We start from the raw sequence: 23,318 nt of genomic DNA on the forward strand, positions 1-23,318 counted from the left end.
TAATTAATAAGGATAAACAACATTCATATGGGAGAAGAGGAAAATCATGGTTAAGGAAACTGTCGTATTCGCTCTAACATCTAGCACCGATCTAGCAGCGTCTATTTGTAAACATTTGGGATTACCTTTAGGTAAAATCAAGGTTGAGCATTTCGCAGATGGTGAGATTTTAGTCGAACCACAAGAGTCAGTCAGAGGTCGTTCTGTTTTCATCATTCAGTCAACATGCAACCCAGTATCAGAACGTTTGATGGAAGTTCTTATCTGCATCGATGCATGTAAACGTGCAAGTGCGGGTGAAATTAACGTTATTATGCCTTATTACGGTTATGCTCGTCAGGATCGTAAAGCTAAACCACGTCAGCCAATTACATCGAAGCTAGTCGCAAACCTATTACAGGTTGCAGGGGCTCACCGTGTTGTAACATTTGACTTACACGCTGCACAGATTCAAGGTTATTTCGATATTCCTATCGATGATATTACAGCAGTACCAATGATCGCTAGTTACTTCAAGAGTTTACAAATTCCAAAGGATGAATTGGTAGTTGTTTCACCTGACCATGGTGGAGTTACACGTGCTAGAAGAGTCGCTGACTTATTAGATGCACCTATCGCAATTATCGATAAGCGTCGTCCAAAACCAAACATGGTTGAAGCACAAAACATCATTGGTGATGTTAAGGATAAAACATGCATTGTTATTGATGATATCTGTGATACAGCAGGCTCACTTGTGGCTGGTTGCGAAATCTTGAAGCGCTATGGTGCTAAGGATATCTACACTGGAATTACACATGGTGTATTCTCACGTGATGCGATTGCAAAGATTGAAAACTCACCAATCACAAAGATGGTGATTACAGATACGATTCCACTTCGTGAAGACCAAAAGACAAGCACAACAAAGATTCAAGTATTATCTATCGCAGAAATGCTTGCGAATACAATTGAATCAATCGAAAATCATACACCTGTATCCAAGGTATATGAAGAATACGCATTCGACAGTTTTAAATAAGAGATACAAAAAGATGGTCATATGCCATCTTTTCTTGTGCTTATCAACAATAAAAAAGAACGGATAAACCGTTCTTTTGTTCGTACAATGTTCTTAATTAGAGCTTTGTTACGTTGGAAGCCTGTGGTCCACGATTAGACTCTGTGATGTCGAAGCTTACTGCAGCGCCTTCATCAAGTGTCTTGAATCCTTCACTCTGAATTGCTGAGTAATGAACGAAAACGTCCTTACCTTCATCAGTTGTGATGAATCCGTAGCCCTTTTCAGCATTAAACCATTTTACCTTGCCTGTTGCCATTGTGCCTTTGAATCTCCTATTCTATGATACGGAAGTAAATCCTGTATTCTCTATTATGATATACTGGCAATGTTAAAAACACAAGGTTTATTTATATAGAGCGCTTGTATAAAGGGGATAGAAACGGCTTTAAACAACACAAAAGATGCATTCTGTGTATTTGCAAAAACATACTTTCAACGTATAATAATACCGATAACAGCAATGAAAAGAAGAGTACATTTTCTTTGATTCGTAGAGAGCGTGTGGTAGGTGAAAACATGCATGAAGGGAAAATGGAATATGGTCTTGGAGCTGGTCATGCGAAGAGTATGACCCGGAGACGTCCGTTACAACGAAGAGAGGCAGATGATTGATTCATCCGCAAGACAAAGGTGGTAACGCGTGCAAGACGTCCTTTCATTTGGGATGTCTTTTATTTTGAGGAGGTACGCAAAAATGGAAAACAAAAAACCGTATTACATTACAACCGCAATCGCATATACATCAGGAAAACCACATATCGGAAATGTTTATGAGATTGTACTAGCAGACGCAATCGCTAGATTTAAGCGTGCGGAAGGCTATGATGTACGTTTCCAAACAGGAACAGACGAACATGGTCAAAAGGTAGAAGAGAAGGCAAAGGCTGCAGGCAAGACACCAAAACAATTCGTAGATGATGTCGCAGCAGTTATCAAACAACAGTTTGATGTCATGAATACTTCCTATGACTACTTTATTCGTACAACAGATGAACCACATGAAAGACAAGTACAGAAAATCTTTAAGAAGTTCTATGACCAGGGTGATATCTATAAGGGATATTATGAAGGCTTATATTGTCAAGAAGATGAAGCCTTCTACACAAAGAGTCAGTTAACAGAAGAAGGAAAGTGTCCTGTCTGTGGTGGCGAAGTTGTACCGATGAAGGAAGAAGCTTACTTCTTTAAGATGAGTAAGTACGCTGACCAATTGATGAAGTATATCGATGAACATCCACATTTCATTCAACCTGAAAGTCGTAAGAATGAAATGGTAAACAACTTCCTAAAACCAGGATTACAAGATCTTTGCGTATCACGTACATCCTTCAAGTGGGGAATTCCAGTAGAGTTTGATCCAAAGCACGTTGTATATGTTTGGATTGATGCATTATCCAACTATATTACAGGTCTTGGATATGATGCGGATGGAAATCATGGACCACTATATAAGAAATACTGGCCAGCAGATCTTCATTTGATTGGTAAGGATATTATCCGTTTCCATACAATTTATTGGCCAATCATGTTAATGGCATTGAATGAGCCATTACCAAAACAGGTATTTGGACACCCATGGTTATTGATTGGTGATTCTAAGATGTCTAAGTCACACGGTAATGTGATTTATGCGGATGACTTAGTGAAGTTATTTGGTGTAGACGCTGTTCGTTTCATCATGTTACATGAGATGCCATTTGCACAAGATGGGCATGTTACATATGACCTAATGATTGAACGTATTAACAGTGACCTTGCGAACAATTTAGGTAACTTAGTGAACCGTACAATCTCCATGCAGAACAAATACTTTGGTGGAGTCGTAGCGAATCCAAACGTTAGTGAACCAATTGATGATGAACTAAAAGCAGTAGCTACAGGCACTGTAAAGAAGGTCATCGAGAAGATGGATGAACTCAGAGTGGCTGACGCAATCCAAGATATTCTTGATTTATTCTCTAGATGTAATAAGTACATTGATGAGACAACACCTTGGGCACTTGCGAAGGATTCCGAAAAGATTGAACGACTTGCGACGGTTCTCTATAACTTATTAGAATCTGTACGCATCGCAGCTGTATTAATGGAACCATTCTTCCCAGAGACATCCAAGAAGATTTTAGATGACTTAAATACACAACAAAGAGACTTCGAGACAATATCTGAATTTGGTAAGCTTGAAACTGGCATCCACGTTGCAGAGAAACCAGAGATCTTATTTGCACGTATCGATGAAAAGGCAATTCAATCCAAGATTGATATGATTAATGAAATCAATGCGAAGGCACGTAAGAAGGAAATTGAAAAGAAGCCAACTGTTACGGTAGAAGACTTCCAAAAGATTGACCTTCGTGTAGGTAAAGTTCTATCTTGTGAAAGACATCCTGATGCGGATAAGCTATTCGTCCTAAAAGTAGACTTGGGAGATGGCGAAGTACGCCAGATTGTTTCTGGATTAGCACAAAGCTATACACCAGGACAAGTCATCGGTAAGAGTATCGTTATGATTGCCAACCTACAACCAACAGTTATCCGTGGTGTTGAATCACAGGGTATGTTACTGGCTGGTAAGGAAGAAAAGACAATCGGACTTGTTGAAGTTAATGGCTTAACTCCAGGCACAAAAGTTCAATAAAAAAATACCTGTATTAGGAATAACCTGATACAGGTTTTCTTTTGTTTCAGAATATGAAAATCAAACATATAATATATATGGACTAGGAAAAGGAGAAATCTACCATGATTACTATCCACCAAGCAAGACAATCAGATATAAAAAGACTATTAGACTTGTCTTTGATGTGGGAAAAAGAAGATAGTTGTTATGGATATCGGGCAAATACAGAAGATGACTTAAAAGATAGATACATCCTAGCAGCGTATGATGATGAACTAATAGCTTATGTTTTTGGTAAAGAGGAAGTACAAGAGAAACAAACAAGCGTGATAGATAAAAACATGCATTATTTTGAGATAGAAGAACTTTATGTACATCCATCTTATCGCTCACGTGGGATTGGGAAACAATTGATGGAAAGCCTTGAAAAAGAACTGAAGAAAAAAGGACTGAAAATGATGGCGTTAAGTACTGCAACAAAAAACTGGAAAGCAATCATGCACTTTTATATTGATGAAATAGATATGAATTTTTGGAGTGCAAGATTATATAAACGTCTATAATCCATTTGGATTCAAGCAATGTGATGTATAATACAAACAAGGAAGTAATTTATGGAAAAATTTGCAATCGTAACAAGATTCGACGACCAATCAAAACAAATTGGTGACAAAATCAAACAAGTATTACAAAGCCATCAATATGAATATAATGAAGAAAATCCAGATACAGTCTTTGTGGTTGGAGGAGATGGAACCTACATCAAAGCCATTCATGACTACATGGAACTTATACCAGCTGTAAAATTCTTAGGTTTACATACAGGGACACTAGGTTTTTTTACAGACTATCAAGACAATGAAGTAGATGCTCTATTAGAGATGTACTTATCTGGTAAATATGAAATTAATGAATATCCATTACTAGTAACAGAAGTGAATGGAAATATTTATCATGCAGTAAATGAAATCCGTGTTGAAAACATTGCACGTACACAAATCTTAGATGTTTATCTAAGTGATGAATATCTAGAAACATTCCGTGGTACTGGTATGTGTGTATGCACACAACTAGGTTCTACGGCATATAATCGTTCATTAGGTGGTGCAGTCATTCAAGAAGGTTTAGATTTAATTGAACTTTCAGAGATTGCTGGTATTCATCATAGTAAATCACGTTCACTTTTTGCGCCAATTGTATTAAGTAAAGATACGAAGGTAAGACTGAGTTCCGAAAGTTTTGAAAAAGCTATCCTCGGTGTAGATTCAGATGTCTATCCAATTGATGAGATTAAAGAATTAGAGATTCGTGTATGTGATCAAAAACGTGTACGAATGATTAAAGGAAAGAAAGTATCCTATTTTACGAAGTTAAGTTCACTATTTTAACAGGAGGCTAGTATGCAATACATGCATTCATATTTTCAAATTTTGAAATTTCCACTCATTGTAATTGCATTTGCTTGCTTTCTTTGTGGTGTATCAAATATAATCCTTCATCCTGCATATGGATTAGTTACTATCATCGCAAATGATGGTGTCTTCTTGGTAGGGGAATTATTAGGAATTATTGCACGTACAATTTTGATGTATGCACCATTACTTATTTTATTAAGATTATTAACCCAAAAGAAAAATAGTTCAGTAACGGTTGCTGCAGGTTTGGTTGGATATTTCGCATTCCATATCGCAACAATGTTTGTGCCAGCACCAGTATTACCATCGTATGCGTATAATGCACAATTTAATATAGGTATCGCATCTTCATCTGTTAGTTATTTAACGGGTTCTGCGAACTATCCATTATTAACAGGAATGGTTGGCACAATTATCGTAACAATGTTAACGTATATCGCTTGTCGAGCAAATCATCATCTTGAGATTGGTCAATCATCCCCAATCAAACAACTAAATGCGATAGTAAAGACTGTTGTGTATTGTTTATTGGCGGGTGCATTATTTGGTGTGATATGGCCATACTTCATCTTATTTATTGTGCGCTTGGTAAACTATATTTCTTCTGATTTGGGTAGCCCATTTAATATGATTCTTTATGGAATCACAGATTGTTTCTTACAACTATTCCATTTAAATGCGCTGATTCGACAACCATTATGGTATTCATCATCTGGTGGATTGTGGACAAATATTGCAGGTGCTACGGTTGTGGGTGACGCAAATGTGTGGACTGCACAACTAGGTGCAGGAACACTTACGTCTGCGGCAGGAAGATTATTTGCACCATATTATGTCATGAATATCTTTGCGATACCTGCAATGATTTGGGGAATGTACAGTATCGGTACATCAAAAGCACAACGGGTAAAAACACAAAGATTATGTATTGTTGGAACACTCATTTCCATGATATCTGGTACAACAATCCCACTACAAATCATGATGTTTATGGTTAGTCCATTACTATTCTTTTTCCATCTTGGATATAATGGATTCTTATACGGATTATTTTCAACACTACATGTTAATCTAGGTTATGTTACAAGTGATACCAATGCAGTAACCGCAACGATAGGAACACTACCAGAACTATTAAGCTATTTAAAATATACAAGTTTATATCGCAACTTGATTATTGTAGTCATTGTTGGTGTAATTTCTGCGATTGTCTACTTCTTAGCCACAAGACTATACTTCCGTCATCTATCAACAGGATTAATCATCCGTGATGAAGGTGAAAAGATGGTAAAGCAAATCATCAAGCATATTGGTGGCCAAGAGAATATCAAACATGTCGAGGCTGACGCAACATCATTAGTAATTACGGTATATGATAAAGAAATTGTACACGAGAAGGAACTCATGGATCTTGGCTCAATCAGTATTACACGTCAGGAAAATGTATATACTTTACTATACGGTGCAAAGTCGTATTACTTGCAGAAGGGGATTATTAACTCCTTACGTACAGTGATGTAAATAAATATATTTCTCTACAGTGAATTTTAACTGTAGAGTTTTATTTATATTGGATTTTATAAATATGTTTCGAGTATAGTCGAAACATATAACGATTTTGACTTCTATTTCGACTATACTCGAAACTATAAGAAATAATTAATGTTATTTCGATTATAGTCGAAATAATATAATGCAGACGACAAATGCCAGTTTTACATTGGTCTTGGACCATAAGGAATGTGCATAACTATGCTATAATACATATGTTTTGAGAGGCGAATATGGCAGAAAATTATACACCGATGATGCAGCAGTATCTTGCAGTCAAAAAAGAATATGAAGACGCAATCTTGTTCTATCGTATAGGCGATTTCTATGAGATGTTCTTTGATGATGCGAAGATTGCATCGAAAGAATTAGACCTTGTACTAACAGGAAAGAATGCGGGTGTTGAGGAACGTGTACCGATGTGTGGTATTCCACATCATGCGGCAGCTGCGTATATCCCAAGACTTGTATCCCGTGGTTTTAAGGTTGCGATTTGTGAACAGACACAAGATCCAAAGGAAGCAGTTGGTTTGGTTACACGTGATGTGATTCGAGTGATTACACCAGGTACTGTGATGCAGGAAATCTCTGATGAAAAAGCCTCTGTATATTTAGCTGCGATTACCGATTATGGATATGGGTATTCTCTTGCGATTGTAGAAATGAGTACTGGTGAAAACTATGTACAGAATATTGAGCACAAAGATGTGTTGTTAATGCAGACACTACTACGTTCGAATGTACGTGAAGTTGTAGTAGCTAGTGATTTTAAAGAAAAGACACTCAAGAGTTTTAGAGAACTGCAGATTGTCATTTCTTATTGTGATGAAACACGTATCAAAGAGGAGTATCTACCATTGACGGAAGGTATCCGCAAAGATTATGACATGCAAGCATATGGACGTATGCTAAACTATCTGGAAAATACCCAGAAGCACATGTTAGGTCACTTACAGGTTACACGCATCGAACGTGAAGATGAAGTGTTATATATGGACTTTGCGACACGTCAGAATCTAGAGCTCGTCCAGTCTTTACATGAAAATGGTAAGGCAATTACACTATGGTCATTTTTAGATGCGTGTAAATCATCGATGGGCTCAAGACAGTTACGTAAATGGATTGAAAAGCCACTTGTTTCAAGAGAAAAGATTGAAGCACGTTTTAATAAGACTGAATGGTTAATTCAAAACTTCATGCAAAGACAACAGTTGCGTGATAGCTTTAGTAATATTTATGACTTACAAAGACTCATTGCTAGATGTGCAATGAATACGGCAAATGCAGTAGATTGTCAACGTTTGACAAAGACCTTAGCAGAAGTGCCATCTATCATGCATGCATTAGATGAGACAGTCTTTGATGAAAAGCGTAAAGTTGATCCTCTGCAGGAACTCTATCAGAAGTTGAAAGATGCGTTTGTGGATAATCCACCAGTACAAATTAGTGATGGTGGAATGTTTAGAGATGGTTATAATGCCGAACTTGATGAAGCACGTAAGATTCAACATAGCGGTAGAACTTTCATTGCGGAATTAGAAGCCAAGGAAAGAGAAAGAACCGGTATTAAGACACTCAAAATCGGCTACAACAAAGTCTTTGGCTATTATATTGAAATTTCTAAAGCAGCTGCACAAGCTGTACAGGATGATTGGGGTTATATCCGTCGTCAAACACTAACAAATAATGAGCGCTTTATCTCTCCTGAATTAAAAGAGAAAGAAGACGCAATCTTACACGCGGAAGAAAATGCGATTCGCATTGAGAAACAATTATTCCAAATGATATTAGATGAAATCCGTGCATACTTACCAAGACTACAGAAGTTAAGTAAGTTTTTGGCAGAGGTTGATGCACAGGTTGCCATGGCAGAAGTGTCTGCTAAGTATGGCTATGTTCGTCCACAGTTTGATGAAGATCGTCTCTTTATTGAAAATGGGAAGCATCCAATCTTGGATGACATGATGAAGAATCCAAAGTATGTCGCAAACTCTACAGATATGCATAAAGACCAGGATATCTTACTGATTACTGGTCCAAACATGGGTGGTAAATCTACCTACATGCGTCAAACTGCATTAATTGTCATCATGGCACAGATGGGATGTTTCGTTCCAGCAAAGAGTTGTATCATGCCTATCTTCGATAAGATTTTTACACGTATTGGTGCTTCGGATGATATCCTTAGTGGACAATCTACATTCATGGTAGAGATGTCAGAAGCTAACCTAGCCCTACAGGAGGCGACTTCCTCATCCTTGATTTTATTTGATGAGATTGGTAGAGGTACATCTACTTATGATGGTATGGCATTAGCACAGGCAATGATTGAATATATCGCAACTTGTATTCACGCGAAGACAATGTTTAGTACACACTATCATGAACTAACTGTGATTTCGGATAATCTTCCAAACGTGAAGAATATGCATGTAGTCGTAAAAGAAAACAATGATGAAGTCACATTCTTATATAAGATGGCAGAAGGCCCTGCTGGACATTCTTATGGTATTAATGTCGCAAGACTTGCAGGATTACCAGATGCAGTATTAAATCGGGCAAAAGACTTACAGAAGGAATTAGAATCAACCAAGAGAGTTGTACAACAAAACTATCAATTGGTAGAAATGCATAAAGAAGATCCACGTACGGAAGCTTTGATGGACAAACTAAAACAAGTTGACCCAGATAATCTTTCCCCACGTGAGGCTTGGGTGATGTTAAGTGACCTTTGTGAGGAGGTAAAGAAGTAATGGAATTAGATAAGATTACAATACGAGGTGCCAAGGAGAATAACCTAAAGAATATTTCCTTGGAAATTCCTCGCAATAAAATGGTAGTAATGACAGGTCTTTCAGGAAGTGGAAAGACCTCACTTGCCTTTGATACGATTTACGCCGAAGGACAACGACGCTATGTAGAATCCCTTTCCGCATACGCAAGACAGTTCTTAGGTGGCGTTGAAAAGCCAAATGTTGAGTTAATTGAAGGACTATCTCCAGCAATTTCCATCGACCAGAAAACAACGTCCAACAACCCACGTTCTACGGTTGGTACTGTGACAGAAATCTATGACTACCTGCGTCTTCTATACGCAAGAACTGGTGTACCATACTGTCCAAATCACAATATTCCAATCACAGGGCAGACTATTACAGAGATGGTTAACCAAGTGATGGACTTACCAGATCGTAGTAAGTTAACAGTACTTGCGCCTACGGTTAGAAATAAAAAAGGTAGCTTTAAAGACGTATTTGCGAAGCTATTAAAAGATGGTTATATCCGTGTACGCATTGATGGTGAAATTGTGATGTTGGAGGATGAACCAGAATTAGAAAAGAATAAACGTCATGATATTGATGTAGTCATTGACCGTATTGTAAAGACAGATGAATCCAGATCACGTGTATATGACTCAATAGAAACAGCACTGAACCTAGCAGATGGACGAGCAATCATACTTAACGGGGAAGAAGAATTAGATTTTTCTACGCACTTCTCTTGTCATATCTGTGGTTTTACAGTGCCAAAACTAGAACCACGCTTATTCTCATTTAATGCGCCAATCGGTGCTTGTGATAACTGTCATGGTTTGGGTATTACAGAAGAAGTTGATGTGGATAACTTAATTCCAGATCGCTCTAAGTCTATCCGCCAAGGTGGTATTCGCTACTACAAGAATATTATCGGTACAGATAATATCGAATGGCAGACATTCGCAGTTTTACTCAAACATTACAAGATTGATTTAGATACACCAATCAAAGATCTAACAAAGAAACAATTAGAAGTAATTCTATATGGTAGTGATGCGCCTATTCGCTATACCATCACCTCCTCTGGCGGTAATAGTTATAACCGTAATGACTTCATCGAAGGAATCAAGAATATGATTGAACGTCGTTACGTAGAAACAACCAGCTCTATGAGTAAAGAGTGGTATCACTCCTTCATGGTAGAGTCTGTATGTCCAAAGTGTCATGGACAAAGACTCAACCCAGAAGCACTCAGTGTACGTGTTGGAGATAAAAACATCTGCGAGTTTACACAACTATCCGTCGGTAAAGCACTAGATTGGATTAACAATCTAAAGCTAGATGTTGAAAAGACAAAGATTGCGGAGTTAGTACTTAAAGAAATTCGTAACCGTTTATCCTTCTTGAAGGATGTAGGTTTAGAATATCTATCACTTGATCGTTTGGCAGGAACACTCTCTGGTGGTGAAGCACAACGTATTCGTCTAGCAACCCAAATCGGTTCGAGACTATCAGGAGTTCTATATGTATTAGATGAGCCATCCATTGGCTTACACCAACGTGATAACAGTAAGTTAATCAAGACCCTACAAAATATGAGAGACCTAGGTAACTCACTTATTATCGTGGAACACGACGAAGATACGATGTTACATTCAGATTGGATTGTGGACATTGGTCCTGGTGCAGGTATTCATGGTGGCGAAGTCATCGCAAATGGCACACCAGAAGAAATCAAGAATTCTTTAAACTCCATTACAGGACAATACTTATCTGGTAGAAAAGTCATTCCAATGCCAGAAACACGTCGTAAAGGTAGTGGCAAGTTTGTAGAACTGAAGGGTGTAGCTGAACATAATCTCAAGAATATCAATGTGAAATTCCCACTAGGGAAGATGGTACTTGTGACTGGCGTATCTGGTTCTGGTAAGAGTACACTCGTCAACGATGTATTCATGAAAGCCGTCCAACAAAATCTTGGAAAACAAAAAGCAAACCCAGGGAAGTATAAGTCTATCAAAGGACTTGAAAATATCGATAAGTTAGTACAGATCGACCAAGATCCAATTGGACGTACACCGCGTTCAAACCCAGCTACTTATACAGGAGTATTTGATGATATTCGTGATATATTCGCTAAGACACCAGAGGCAAGATTACGCGGTTATGAAAAAGGAAGATTCTCCTTTAACGTCAAAGGTGGACGTTGTGAAGCTTGCCAAGGTGATGGTGTAAAGGTGATCTCAATGAACTTCTTACCAGATGTTTATGTACCATGTGAAGTGTGTCATGGTAAGAGATATAACGAAGAAACATTACAGTGCACTTATAAGGGCAAGAATATCTATGATGTATTGGAGATGACAGTGGAAGATTCTTTAGACTTCTTCGCAAATCATCCAAAGATTAAGAATAAATTACAAACACTCTCTGATGTAGGATTAAATTACATCAAGCTTGGACAGTCCTCTACAACACTTTCTGGTGGTGAGGCACAACGTGTCAAACTCGCTAGTGAATTACAGAAACGTCCAACTGGTAAGACAATCTATATCTTAGATGAACCTACAACCGGTCTACATACAGATGATGTAAATCGCTTAATCGCTGTACTTGAAAGAATTGTGGATAATGGTGATACAGTTATCATCATTGAACATAATCTAGATGTGATTAAGTGTGCTGACTGGATTATTGATCTAGGACCTGAAGGTGGTGATGGTGGTGGAACAATCGTTGCCCAAGGAACACCAGAGGACATCATTAAAGTTAAAGAAAGCTGGACAGGTCAGTATTTAAAGAAAACAATTGAGTGGACAAAAGAACACCAAAAGTAAAGGGATGCCAAGGCATCCCTTTTATGTAATTAAAACTCTGCGTATATCATCGCAACGATATCATATCCAGGACCATAGGCACCAAATATGAGGAGTGTGAATATACAAGTATAGATAATTGACCAGCGCATCCATGTTGGTTTTTGTTCGATTGTATTACGAATAGAACCATGGAATTCTTTATAGAAATCCACAAGGAATATAACCACAATACCAATAAGCACAATCATCCAGTCGGCTACATCTAAACGCAAGAATGGTAACGTTTCTTTAAATGTGGATAAATCAAAGTTAGTAAAGATACTACTAAACATTGCCCAACCAACTGCTAATGTTTTGGCTCTAAAGAATAGTTCACCAATGATTACAATGATCAATAGCTTTACAAATCTAAAGATGCGTAAGCCAATATGATTATTATCAATCTGATGTTTCTTTAAGAAATCATCAACTGGTTTCTTCAACAAAATTTCTAGAACCATAAAACAGAAGTAATATAGACCATAGAAGATGTAAGACCAATAAGGACCATGCCATAAACCGTTTAAGAACCATACTGCAAATAATGCGATGAATGGACCAATAAACTTACCGGCAGCCTTCCCAAAATATTTTGTGAAAAACTTTGATAGGCGACGAATTGGCTTGGCAAGTGAAACCGGATAAAAAACATAGTCACGTAAGAAGGTACCTAGTGTGATATGCCAACGACGCCAGAAGTCAGATGCATTCTCGGCAAAGAATGGTTGTCTAAAGTTTTCAGGTAATTTAATTCCGAAAATCTCTGCACTACCTAAGCAGATATCCACGATACCTGAAAAATCCATATATAGTTGGATTGTACATAATACAGCACCGATTAAGCTAAATAGTCCATCTTGTGTGTAGGATGTAAAGATTTTACTAACTGCAGGATCGAGTCGATCTGCGATAATCATCTTCTTCATTAAACCAAATAGAATTCGTTGACTACCAAACTTTAGATTTTGGTATGTGATTGGATTCCCTGCATGAATGCTATCTTTGATTTCATTGAAACGTGTAATTGGGCCTTGAATCAAAGTAGGGAAGAAACTTGCATATACCGCAAAATCTACAATACTATGATCAGAATGAATTTTACCACTTGATGTGTCCATCAAATAAGAAATCATCTGAAGAGTATAATAGCTAATTCCGATTGGAGTAATAAAGTGCACAGCTGTAAATCTTTGATGGAAGATAGCGAATATGTTTTCACCAAAGAAGTTGGTATACTTCAGTATCACTAGTACTCCAAGGTTTATTACAATCGCTGCAAAGAGAATAAACTTCTTGGTTTTCTTGCTTGTTGTATGGTCAATGATTTTCGCAGATACATATGTTATGACCATGGTGATCACTTGATATACAAGGAAGAACTTAGACCACGTATAGAAGAATACATAGTTAGCCACTAACAGTACATACTTTCTAAACTTCTGTGGACAAAGTTGGTACAGCATGATTACTGCTGGTAAGAAGGCTATAAAGTATAGCGGTGCGGAGTACATTAATTTATTCATTTTGTACCTCCGTAGAGTGTTTGATAATCTTCTTCCCAATCTGCGTATTGGCTATCGTTACGATGATCATTGAGATTGTAATTCTCCTGCAGATATTGACCTAAAGCCTTTATAAACTTTTTGGCACCCATAGAGTTTAGGTGGTCACCGCCATCACGATAGTCTTCTTGCCAGTTTAAGTTTAATTCATCTAGTTTTAGATTATAGTCTACATAAGTTACTTGATTCTGATCACACCATGCTTGAATGGCGTTGTGCTTAGCGGTATTCCAATAGAGTGGATTAGGTGCACTGACTAGCAAAAGCTTTGTGCCTTGTTTTTCTAAGGTTTCTTTGACTTGTTGCAAGTAGTCTAATGTCCATGTATCGATTGGATAATAGGATGAATCTTCCGTCATATATTCTAAAGAGCCAGTAAATGGTACAGCCTTATCAGTTGGGCTAAAGCCTTTAAATGCATCAGGCTTCTCAGGATTTAATAAATATTGTTTATATAATTCATGATAATTAAAAATTGGAAGATACTTTGCAAGAAGGATACGTCGTTTACGAAGAGTTGTAAAAATGAAACTAGCTTCCATCACAACAAGTTTAGGTTTTTGTGATGCATACATGTGATTTGTAAGTGCTACTGTATCAATAGCCCATTGGAAATTTGTACATAGATTATAGGAACTAATACCATGTTCATGGAAAAGACTGAGTGAATCAAAGGCAGCTTTTCCTTCGCTATCGCCTAAAAACATGACATCGATAGAATGATCCTTTTCCATGGAAAGAAACTTTAACTTTGTCATGACGTTTTTATATTGATACCCATATTCTTGTCCCTTATAAAAAGGGACCTGTATAAGCATAAATAGAATGGATAATATAAGTGTAAAGAGTATAAAGTGTTTGGAATGTTGACGGATGTGTTGCACTGGTAATTCACCTCTTCTAAAAATATTAAGTAGTTAGTCACCATTAATTGTATGTTTTATTTTCTGTTTTTTCGAGTACTTTTATAAAAATAAATGAAAAGATTAAAATACCCAAGTACCCTTAAGAGTACTTGGGTATTTATAGTATGCATACATACTAATTAAATGTATGATCAATATGATTTCTAGTTAAGAAAACACAAGCTGCTAGGATTAGTGATATTCCCAGTATGAGTGCATCACGTGATGTATGGCTGTTATCAGCTGTATTCGGTGTACGTCCTGGTGTATTTGGGACATGTGGTGTTGTTGGATCAGGAACTCTTGTATAAACATGAGTTCGATCTACCGCATTCTCGATACGATTATCATCGCGAGTACCTACAACAAGATTTACAAAGAGATGTTGTACAGAATCCATGCGATTTAAATCGTAGATGAGTGGTGATAGAGAATATGTTACGCGATACTCTCCGACTGCCAAGCTATCATCAGTAGCTGTTGTATATAAGATGTCTTGGAAAGTATTATCATAGTAGATAGGATTTCCATCACTATCTGTAACACGAGCTGAACCGTCCGTATAGTAGGAGATATCTTCAGAAAGGCCATCTTCTTTTAAAATAGAGATACTGAAAGTATTATTTACTGTTTTCGTGATAACAATATCATTTACTTGTGTAGCACTCGCAAATACCTGTGTTAAATCCTGTGCCTTAATCTGGTTTAATAAACGTTCTGTTACCGCATCAACATCTAATGTAGGGGATAAAACTGCTTCATCAGTATGGTCATATGTATAGGATGAAATTGTAGCTGGTGCAGGTTGTAGACCTTCATCGGTTGGTTGTAATGTTGTGCCATCATCACTCACATACGCTGTATGCGCCAGTTTATAGTAATAGTATGTACGTGTAACATGTACCGCAGGACGAACAAGATTCCCGTTACCTTCTTTTCCTTCTGGAATCAGATAGTGAACTACTTTCTTGTGGTCTAAGATATCATTTCCTAGCACTGCTGGTGCAGTGTAGAGACCTTGTCTTTCAGTTTCGTTTCCATTACTATCCACAAATGTAGTAATCTCACGGGAAACATCAGCGATACCTAAATTTAATTGATAGACATAATAGAAGCCGTGTTCAGTATCATAGGTTAATGTCTTGTCCAATGAATACTGTCCAAGTGGTTGTGTTGGATCTAGTACTGCTGTATTGTCACGACCAACTGCACCGGCTGGAAGTAAGCCGTTAGCAAGGTTTGTATCAAAGTAGTTATGGTAGCTAGCCAAATCATTGTCTCGATCAAATTCAAATACTGGCAGAAGGATGCGGCGATCAGTAACACCGGCTAATTCAGGATGTGTATTGATATAGTTTTGTACGGCATCTTCATCTGTAGTATATTTCATTGTCTCTTCAGAGAATAAGGAATGATCAAATGCATCAAAATCAGGTACTGTGAGCTCGGATACTTTTTGGAATGATGCAGTTGTAGGATTTTCTACAACAGATTCATAAGGTTTAATTTGATTTAGATTTGATAGAGATGAGTTATCTCCATGTAAAGTTATATAGTCACTAGAACTAGGTGTATATGTATATGTCTTTGTGGTCATCTTCCAATGGTCACTGAAACTATCTTCTGGTAAACCGACAGGAGAGTCTGCTGTGTACGCGATTATCGTCTCTGCTTGTACAGAAAGCGGACGACTAAAAGATGTACCAGCAACTAAAGTACACAACAGTCCAAAGAATATTGATTTTTGCAAAGGTCTTTGTATATTCATTTGATAAAATCTAGTATCCTTTCTATCCATCCTATTATATACGGGTGAGTCAATTATAACAAACCAATAATTATTTAGAAAAAAAGTAAGATTTATACATATTTTATCGAGACAAATGAATATGTACGTGATAAATAGAACTTATGTGTATTGATTGTTTGTTATACGTATTTATGTTTTACATAAATTTAGAAATATATAAAATGAACAAAAAAGGATTTGATGATTTTATTTGTATATTTTTGTATAGAACTAACATATCTACATGATTTATAAGTCATGTTATAATAAATGGTATTGATGGAGGACGATATGTCAGAAAAAACTTATGAGAAAAAAGTAGGGATTCGTGAGATAGTATCTTTCTTCCAGTTAGAACAACTAACAGGAGATGATTCTTCTTTAGATAGATGGACAGTTATTCAGGACTTAAATCGTCCTGGTTTTGAGCTTGCTGGTGTATTTAAGAGTACGGAACCTCGTCGTATCGTTATCATCGGTAATAAAGAATCAGAGTTTATTCGAACAATGGGCGAAGATGACCAAAGAGCTAGATTTCAGTTTTTAATGGACGGTCTAACTCCATGTATTATTATTACGGGTGGAAATGAGATTCCACATATATTAAAAGAAGTCGCAATGTATAACAACTTCCCAGTATTACGTACAAATTTAGAAACATATCGTTTAACTGCGGATTTAATTACATTCTTGGATGAAAAGTTAGCACCAATCGATACGATGTCTGGTGTTTTAATGTCAGTATATGGATTAGGTGTCATGATTCTTGGTGAGAGCGGAATGGGTAAATCTGAAACTGCTCTAGACCTGATTCGTGATGGGCAGGTGCTTATTTCGGATGACCGAGTTGATGTTCAACATATCCAAAATAGTATTTATGGACATGCGCCAGCAATCACCAAGGGTTTACTAGAAATCCGTGGTATCGGTGTAATCAATGTTGAAAAGATGTTTGGTGCTTCAGCGGTCGCAGATCGTGCGGAAGTAAAGCTTGTTGTTCGCATGGTGCCGTTTGAAAGAGATGCGGAATATAACCGCATCGGAGATGAAACACAATGCTACACAAAGATTTTAGGTGTGTCTGTTCCAACTATTGTGATTCCAGTTAGTGCAGGACGTAATACCTTTATATTAGTTGAATCAGCAGTTAGAAACTTTAGATTACAGGAGGCTGGCTATAGTGGGGCTGCCGAAATCAACGAACGATTTTCTCGTTTTGTAGGAAAGGATGAATAAAATGACATTTTTCCCCGATGATATAACTTTATTGAAGATAGGGAATTTCCGTATTCCAACATATCTCGTGGCAGCGCTATTCGCTGTAATTGTAGTATTTATATTCTTATTAAAAGAAAATAAGAAACATGGATATAAACGTATCGTAGCGGTTGAATTATTCTTATTCTGCGCTGCTGGTGGTTTTATCTTTAGCCGTTTATTCTGGGTATTAGGTAATCTTTCTGAATATATGAAATATACACCATACATCTTCTTGATTACAGATGGTGGCTATGATGCGACTGGTGGATTAATTGGTGTGGCGTTAGGTACATGGGTTTATACACGTGAACACTATATGAGTTGGCGTCGTGCACTAGATATGACAGCACCACTTGCACTGCTGATGATTACGATTACAAGAATTGGTCGAGCAATGGCTGATCGTACATTGTGGTTTGTGATCGCACTAGACTTTATCGGTTTCTTGATTATCTGGTTTGAAATCCACCGTTACCGTGAAGGTAGAAGACGTGGTGAAACAGCAGCTACTACATTTATGTGGTTCGGCTTAATTTCATTCTTAGCTACCGTATTTAAGTGGGATGTACGTGGTACACATGATGTCATCATGGCAGGTCTTAGTGTAGTGGTTGCCTTACTTGGCTATATCTATCTACATACACATCCATTAGATAAGCCAGTTATCTTATTTGACTTAGATGGAACACTAATGGATAGCCGTCGTATGGTATTGTTGTGCTTTGGATACTTCTTCAAAAAATACAGCAATATCAAGAACTTTACGATTGATAAACAAAGAAAGGTATTCATTCAGCCTCTACGCACTTCCTTCAAGGAATTCTTCCCTGAACAGGATGATGCCAAGTTAGCAGAAGAATATCGTACATACCAAGCATCATTCTCGTGGTCCAATGACGTAACACTATTCCCACATACAGAAGAAGTTTTACATGACTTATGGGAAGATGGTTATAAGTTGGGTATTGTGTCTTCACGTTTAACAGAATCTTGTGATTCTTGGTTGAGACAGTTTAAGTTATCTTACTTTGATGTAGTAGTTGGTCGTGACCAGTATGATAAGGCAAAGCCATCTCCTGCAGGTATCTTATATGCATGCAAGAGATTAAAGGAAGGTCATGACAACTGTATCTACATTGGTGATAGTAAGTCAGATATCTTAGCAGCCAAGGCAGCAGGATGTTATGCGATTGGTTTCTATCCAAAACGTAATGATCCAACAGCAGATGAACGAGACAAGTTAAAACTTGGAGAATTAGAATCTGCACAACCAAACGCAATTATCGGAGATTTATCTGAACTAAAAGAGATCTTAAAAGAAACACACGGTTGGACATACGAAAAGTTATAAAAACATACCAAGCTAGATGTTCTGGCTTGGTTTTTATATGCGTTGTTGGTTTTCCTCTAAAGATAGTTGATAGAAAATGATATAATTTGAATAAAGAATGTCCATCTCAAAACTTTTAAAAGATAAATGTAAACATATGTTGCGTATATGTAAAGTTCTTGTGATGGAAGTGAATTGATAAGGATAATAGAATGAAGTTGTAAAAGAGAGGGGAAGATCACAAATGAACGTCTCAGAGAAGATTAGAACCCTACGTAAGTCAAAGGGAATGTCTCAAGAAGAACTGGCAGGCCAAGTTAATATATCTCGCCAAGCAGTTTCACGTTGGGAAAATAGTACGGCTTTACCAGACGCAGATAATATTGTTCAACTGAGTAAGTTGTTCGGTGTCACAACAGACTATCTTTTAATGGATTCATATGAAAGTGACGAAGATTCACCAAAGATAAAAGAGAACAATAAAATACTACATGCAAATTTAACTCGTCTTGCAATCATTTTTCAGGCTGCATTTTTAAATGCATGTATCTATCCATGGGGAGATTCTAATACAATCGTGTTAGAGATGATTATGAAATTATTCCCATTGCTTGCATGTTCGATATGGATGGCAAGTAATCATCGATATGAAAAAGATCTAAAACAAAGAGCGAAGAACACGAAGATTGAATCATTGTATTGTTTAATCCAAACTGTTGTGTTTGTTTTGGGTTATACATTACATATAGGTTTATGGTCTACATTATTGATATTAATAAATACATCTGTATACATCTTTCTTGTCAATCCTAAGTATATGAATCGCAAATTAACAAGATAATTCTATTGGTGATAAGAACACACAAAAAGAGTAGAAAGAGATCTAGGAGGAAGTATGAGCGAACTTGAGAAATATCGGATGTTGAGTGCAGGGAAAGCATTTGGTGATCGTGCAAAAATTGCGATGGCATTACTTGATAGCCAAACAGCTTATGAAGAATTAAAAGATGAAGCAGGTCAAAGCATGGTGGCTGGAAGTTATAGTTGTGCTGGTGGGGATCCAAGTGTAATACTAGAACAAATCACAATCGAAATGATATGTAGAGATACGCGTAATACTTGGTATTTGCCTGATACTGTAAAATTTTGGGATAGACGTTTTGGGAGCCTATTAGAAGCGAAGTTTTTCTGTTATGACGATGATGCGGAAACTTGGAGTAAAATTTTATATAAATTTTTTGTCAAATTACAATGGATGCCAAAACGAGAAGACTACCGTTCCACCAGAAGTTACAACAATGTTTGGGGATTCTTTGCGGAAATTCTAGCAGTAGTAAAACAGAATAATCATCCTGAATTTGATAAGTATTATGAAATTGTAGTTCAAAACGGAATGGATCCAAGCGTGTTAGAGAAAAAGTTAAAAGAATTAACCGAAGTAAAACAGTCTTTTATTGAGATTGAAATAAATTAAGCTACATGTAAAAACCGAATTGGAGAATGAGTGATATATCGCATTGTATAGAAAGGAAGTGATAGAAATGTTTCAGTATAAAAATCATTTTGAAAAATATTGTAAAGAATATGGACTTTCACTATCACTTTCTTTTGCTATGCCGGCTGGATATGAAACGGCATTTGGTACATTTGATTCGAACTCACTAACGGTCTTTATAAATAAAAATCTATTAAATGATAGAGAAGAGTTTGAACAAGCATTCTATCTATTTCTTTGAACAAGCATTCTATCTATTTCATGAATTACGACATGCATTACAATATACCAATCCCCAATCATTTAATAATACTATTAATGAAAGCTTATCGTATATCATTATGTACGATGGCACGTGCTATAAAAAAGTTGGAGACAAATATTATAAATATAAAATCAATGGCGATGAGGAATTCCTGAAAAATTTGTATGCAAACCAACCGTACGAGGTGGACGCGAATGAATATGCATATAAGAAAGTGTGCGAAGTAATGGGATTTTCAAAAGAACTAGAACAGCTTTATCATAGATGGATACCAAAGCGTAAGATTCCAAATGAAACATATAGATTAATATATAAAGAAATTGACAAGAGTATAAAAGAATAATACTGCCAAGTCGGATGATGAGTTGGTCTTTCATTATAAAACTTAAAAATTATAATTAACGTTAAATGGAATAAAGAAGATAGTTTACAGAGTTTATTTTCTTATAGTAAAAAGTTAAACTAATCACAAAGTTCATATTGAATATACTATTTCTTGGCTGATATAAAATAGAACTCATATAAGTGATATCTATGCCATGCTAGCATAGATTTGCTTCTGGGCTTCTACTGGAAGAATTCTGAATTATAAATTGTATTATTTAGTGTAGGAAAAGTATTGTAATGAAAGTCAATATTTCAACTATAAGCATAATTATTCCAATCGATATTTTTTCATGGCTTATATCAGCAAATCCTGAAAGAAAAACTGTAAATAATCCAACTAATCCTATGATCAGTAGATGAATTATTATATTTGAGAAACTCCAAAAGGAAATATGAAATATGATTAAAAATACTACTGAAAGAAATGTGTATATTGAAAAATACAAAATATGAACTACAAAATTCGAAATTTTGCTCACATGCACTATTTCATCTATTCTCAGTCTACGATCAAGGATAATCTGGCGTAATAATATATCTGTCGCAATTCTGACAAATAGTGTAATCAATAACAAATTAGTGATAAATGGGAATGTTAATGATAATTGGAGTTCTTTCATAAAGAGTCCAGATCCAATAGCCATTAAAAGTAAATATCCAACTTTTTTTAAGTGTAGTGTATGGATTGTACAATTTTGAAGCAAGATTAAAATCCAATTATTAGATAGAAATCTTGATGGTTTTTGAACTTGATTATAAATGTGTTGACCTGAAAATAATACAATTGTGTAAAGAAAGAGTGTTGTAATAGTGCATAGGTAAATTAGCACGGCTAGAAACATGCCAAATGTATATCCCAGGAGATATATTAAAAGAACAATCAATCCGGTTATAAACGCTGAAAGGGTATAGGCTTCTCTTGTGATGATTTGATTAAATTTTAAATATATTGTAAGTGTAAAAATATTTGTTAATACAACAGTTAATATCCCAAAGGCTATATACCAGAAATTGTAGGGTATATAGTAGGCGCCTTGATTGAAAATAGAAAACAGGATATTATTCAAAAAAATACTCGAAAAAAATAATAGCACACCAATAAATACAGGTATTATCATTTTAGAGAACAGGAATACAGTTGGCGAAATTTTACTTGTCCAAATAATTTCAATCGTTTTCTGTCTATATTCATTATTCATCATCTCAAATATGAATTCAGTAGAATATGCACCAATTAATAAATAGCTATATGGTAAGAAAATTGATGGAGAGATACCTGTTATAAAAGAATGCGGGATATATAGGTTCAATAAGGGGAGAAATAATATCAGAATTGGCACAAGCGAGAAGATGCGTTTATGTTTTATTATTTCTTTTAATTCTTTTTCTAAGAAGATATGCAATGTTTTCATTCCATCAACCTTCCTTCTTGCATTTTTAAAAGAATTGAAGGTACTTCAGATAGTAGTTCCTCATCATGCGTGACAATTAGAATACATTTCTGTTTTAAATCAATCTCTTTAAATAAAGATATTATTTCGATTTTTGCATCGTGATCAATGCCACCTGTCGGTTCATCAAAAATGTATATATTTGCATGAACAAGAGTTGTAGCGATAATTGCGGCTTTCTTTTTCATACCTAATGATAAAGAAGAGATAGGTTCATCCCTTTTATCATAGAGATGATATTTATTTAATAGAGAATAATATTCATTTTGAACTGTACTAAAACTTTGCTTATATAAAGCAAGTCGAAATCTAATATTATCCGTAATGGATAAATCTTCGTATAATCCATTATGATCTGGCAAATATGAGATGATTGCTTCTTCTACAAATTGAATGCTTCCTCTTTCAGGTTTTAGAAGCCCCAGAATTAAGCGTAGTAACGTTGTTTTTCCGGACCCATTTTCACCAATAATTGTATAAATGTTGCTAGATAAGAAAGAGAATGATAGATCAGTAATAACGGGAGTTACGTTATATGAATATGTTACATCCTTAATTTTAATCATTTGAAATTCTCCTTCGGAGCAAATAAATAAAAGTTATTTAAATTATAA

18 protein-coding genes and 1 other annotated feature are annotated in these 23,318 nt (G+C 36.1%); of the genes, 12 read left to right on the forward strand and 6 right to left on the reverse strand.

Translation table 11 applies throughout. The annotated features are described in order from the left end of the window. Positions 1-46 precede the first annotated feature (46 nt). Positions 47-1,021 (forward strand): ribose-phosphate pyrophosphokinase, encoded by a 975-nt coding sequence (locus tag RYK16_RS04300; protein ID WP_314851007.1) that lies wholly within the window; start codon positions 47-49, stop codon positions 1,019-1,021. 97 nt (positions 1,022-1,118) lie between these two features. Here RYK16_RS04300 and RYK16_RS04305 read toward each other — a convergent pair whose 3' ends face one another. Continuing rightward, positions 1,119-1,319, reverse strand: a complete 201-nt coding sequence (locus tag RYK16_RS04305) for a cold-shock protein (protein ID WP_006525301.1) — start codon at positions 1,317-1,319, stop codon at positions 1,119-1,121. A gap of 195 nt (positions 1,320-1,514) precedes the next feature. Then, positions 1,515-1,721 (forward strand) — a binding site (T-box leader). A gap of 36 nt (positions 1,722-1,757) precedes the next feature. Here RYK16_RS04305 and metG point away from each other — a divergent pair. From metG to uvrA, 6 genes are all read left to right on the forward strand, one after another. After that, positions 1,758-3,698, forward strand: a complete 1,941-nt coding sequence (metG, locus tag RYK16_RS04310; protein ID WP_314851009.1) for a methionine--tRNA ligase — start codon at positions 1,758-1,760, stop codon at positions 3,696-3,698. A gap of 104 nt (positions 3,699-3,802) precedes the next feature. Further along, positions 3,803-4,243 carry a GNAT family N-acetyltransferase gene (locus RYK16_RS04315; RefSeq protein WP_314851010.1) on the forward strand — a complete coding sequence of 147 codons (441 nt, stop codon included), beginning with the start codon at positions 3,803-3,805 and terminating at the stop codon, positions 4,241-4,243. Positions 4,244-4,294: 51 nt separating this feature from the next. Continuing rightward, positions 4,295-5,068, forward strand: coding sequence for an NAD(+)/NADH kinase (locus tag RYK16_RS04320; protein ID WP_314851012.1), 774 nt, complete (start codon positions 4,295-4,297; stop codon positions 5,066-5,068). 12 nt (positions 5,069-5,080) lie between these two features. Beyond that, complete coding sequence (locus RYK16_RS04325) at positions 5,081-6,616, forward strand: PTS transporter subunit EIIB (protein WP_314851013.1); 1,536 nt, start codon at positions 5,081-5,083, stop codon at positions 6,614-6,616. Between the two features lie 263 nt (positions 6,617-6,879). Beyond that, positions 6,880-9,399 (forward strand): DNA mismatch repair protein MutS, encoded by a 2,520-nt coding sequence (gene mutS / locus RYK16_RS04330; protein WP_314851014.1) that lies wholly within the window; start codon positions 6,880-6,882, stop codon positions 9,397-9,399. Further along, positions 9,399-12,239 carry an excinuclease ABC subunit UvrA gene (gene uvrA / locus RYK16_RS04335; protein ID WP_314851016.1) on the forward strand — a complete coding sequence of 947 codons (2,841 nt, stop codon included), beginning with the start codon at positions 9,399-9,401 and terminating at the stop codon, positions 12,237-12,239. Before mutS ends, uvrA begins: the two co-directional genes overlap by 1 nt. 29 nt (positions 12,240-12,268) lie before the next feature. On the opposite strand, the gene RYK16_RS04340 is transcribed toward uvrA, so the two are convergent. The 3 genes from RYK16_RS04340 to RYK16_RS04350 form a co-directional block, all read right to left on the reverse strand. Further along, positions 12,269-13,783 carry an MBOAT family O-acyltransferase gene (locus RYK16_RS04340; protein ID WP_314851018.1) on the reverse strand — a complete coding sequence of 505 codons (1,515 nt, stop codon included), beginning with the start codon at positions 13,781-13,783 and terminating at the stop codon, positions 12,269-12,271. After that, on the reverse strand, positions 13,780-14,556 hold the full coding sequence (locus tag RYK16_RS04345) for a hypothetical protein (protein WP_314851020.1): 777 nt from the start codon (positions 14,554-14,556) through the stop codon (positions 13,780-13,782). The genes RYK16_RS04340 and RYK16_RS04345 overlap by 4 nt, the downstream gene beginning before the upstream one ends. 307 nt (positions 14,557-14,863) lie before the next feature. Beyond that, the gene (locus tag RYK16_RS04350; RefSeq protein WP_314851021.1) at positions 14,864-16,495 is read right to left on the reverse strand and encodes a hypothetical protein; all 1,632 of its coding nucleotides are present in this window, start codon (positions 16,493-16,495) and stop codon (positions 14,864-14,866) included. Positions 16,496-16,807: 312 nt separating this feature from the next. Between RYK16_RS04350 and hprK the strand changes: the two genes are divergently transcribed. From hprK to RYK16_RS04375, 5 genes are all read left to right on the forward strand, one after another. Beyond that, a complete protein-coding gene (gene hprK, locus RYK16_RS04355) occupies positions 16,808-17,752 on the forward strand; it encodes an HPr(Ser) kinase/phosphatase (RefSeq protein ID WP_314851022.1) in 945 nt (314 codons plus the stop codon). Between the two features lies 1 nt (position 17,753). Continuing rightward, positions 17,754-19,127: an HAD-IA family hydrolase gene (locus tag RYK16_RS04360; protein ID WP_314851023.1), complete on the forward strand. Its 1,374-nt coding sequence runs from the start codon at positions 17,754-17,756 to the stop codon at positions 19,125-19,127. Between the two features lie 223 nt (positions 19,128-19,350). Further along, positions 19,351-19,947, forward strand: coding sequence for a helix-turn-helix transcriptional regulator (locus RYK16_RS04365; protein ID WP_314851024.1), 597 nt, complete (start codon positions 19,351-19,353; stop codon positions 19,945-19,947). 54 nt (positions 19,948-20,001) lie between these two features. Next, the gene (locus RYK16_RS04370) at positions 20,002-20,580 is read left to right on the forward strand and encodes a hypothetical protein (RefSeq protein WP_314851026.1); all 579 of its coding nucleotides are present in this window, start codon (positions 20,002-20,004) and stop codon (positions 20,578-20,580) included. A 233-nt stretch (positions 20,581-20,813) separates the two neighbouring features. Continuing rightward, a complete protein-coding gene (locus RYK16_RS04375) occupies positions 20,814-21,209 on the forward strand; it encodes a hypothetical protein (protein ID WP_314851027.1) in 396 nt (131 codons plus the stop codon). A 259-nt stretch (positions 21,210-21,468) separates the two neighbouring features. On the opposite strand, the gene RYK16_RS04380 is transcribed toward RYK16_RS04375, so the two are convergent. Beyond that, entirely contained in the window at positions 21,469-22,665 is a 1,197-nt protein-coding gene (locus RYK16_RS04380) for a hypothetical protein (protein ID WP_314851028.1), read from the reverse strand. After that, a complete protein-coding gene (locus tag RYK16_RS04385; protein WP_314851029.1) occupies positions 22,662-23,270 on the reverse strand; it encodes an ATP-binding cassette domain-containing protein in 609 nt (202 codons plus the stop codon). The genes RYK16_RS04380 and RYK16_RS04385 overlap by 4 nt, the downstream gene beginning before the upstream one ends. Between the last annotated feature and the right edge of the window lie 48 nt (positions 23,271-23,318).

This window comes from uncultured Solobacterium sp. (genome assembly GCF_963550625.1).
Taxonomy (GTDB): domain Bacteria; phylum Bacillota_I; class Bacilli_A; order Erysipelotrichales; family Erysipelotrichaceae; genus Bulleidia.

Excerpts from the sequence above, each read along its gene's own strand:
- RYK16_RS04300 (WP_314851007.1), top strand. The coding sequence starts at position 47 with ATGGTTAAGGAAACTGTCGTATTCGCTCTAACATCTAGCACCGATCTA.
- RYK16_RS04305 (WP_006525301.1), bottom strand. The coding sequence starts at position 1,319 with ATGGCAACAGGCAAGGTAAAATGGTTTAATGCTGAAAAGGGCTACGGA.
- metG (WP_314851009.1), top strand. The coding sequence starts at position 1,758 with ATGGAAAACAAAAAACCGTATTACATTACAACCGCAATCGCATATACA.
- RYK16_RS04315 (WP_314851010.1), top strand. The coding sequence starts at position 3,803 with ATGATTACTATCCACCAAGCAAGACAATCAGATATAAAAAGACTATTA.
- RYK16_RS04320 (WP_314851012.1), top strand. The coding sequence starts at position 4,295 with ATGGAAAAATTTGCAATCGTAACAAGATTCGACGACCAATCAAAACAA.
- RYK16_RS04325 (WP_314851013.1), top strand. The coding sequence starts at position 5,081 with ATGCAATACATGCATTCATATTTTCAAATTTTGAAATTTCCACTCATT.
- mutS (WP_314851014.1), top strand. The coding sequence starts at position 6,880 with ATGGCAGAAAATTATACACCGATGATGCAGCAGTATCTTGCAGTCAAA.
- uvrA (WP_314851016.1), top strand. The coding sequence starts at position 9,399 with ATGGAATTAGATAAGATTACAATACGAGGTGCCAAGGAGAATAACCTA.
- RYK16_RS04340 (WP_314851018.1), bottom strand. The coding sequence starts at position 13,783 with ATGAATAAATTAATGTACTCCGCACCGCTATACTTTATAGCCTTCTTA.
- RYK16_RS04345 (WP_314851020.1), bottom strand. The coding sequence starts at position 14,556 with ATGGAAAAGGATCATTCTATCGATGTCATGTTTTTAGGCGATAGCGAA.
- RYK16_RS04350 (WP_314851021.1), bottom strand. The coding sequence starts at position 16,495 with ATGAATATACAAAGACCTTTGCAAAAATCAATATTCTTTGGACTGTTG.
- hprK (WP_314851022.1), top strand. The coding sequence starts at position 16,808 with ATGTCAGAAAAAACTTATGAGAAAAAAGTAGGGATTCGTGAGATAGTA.
- RYK16_RS04360 (WP_314851023.1), top strand. The coding sequence starts at position 17,754 with ATGACATTTTTCCCCGATGATATAACTTTATTGAAGATAGGGAATTTC.
- RYK16_RS04365 (WP_314851024.1), top strand. The coding sequence starts at position 19,351 with ATGAACGTCTCAGAGAAGATTAGAACCCTACGTAAGTCAAAGGGAATG.
- RYK16_RS04370 (WP_314851026.1), top strand. The coding sequence starts at position 20,002 with ATGAGCGAACTTGAGAAATATCGGATGTTGAGTGCAGGGAAAGCATTT.
- RYK16_RS04380 (WP_314851028.1), bottom strand. The coding sequence starts at position 22,665 with ATGAAAACATTGCATATCTTCTTAGAAAAAGAATTAAAAGAAATAATA.
- RYK16_RS04385 (WP_314851029.1), bottom strand. The coding sequence starts at position 23,270 with ATGATTAAAATTAAGGATGTAACATATTCATATAACGTAACTCCCGTT.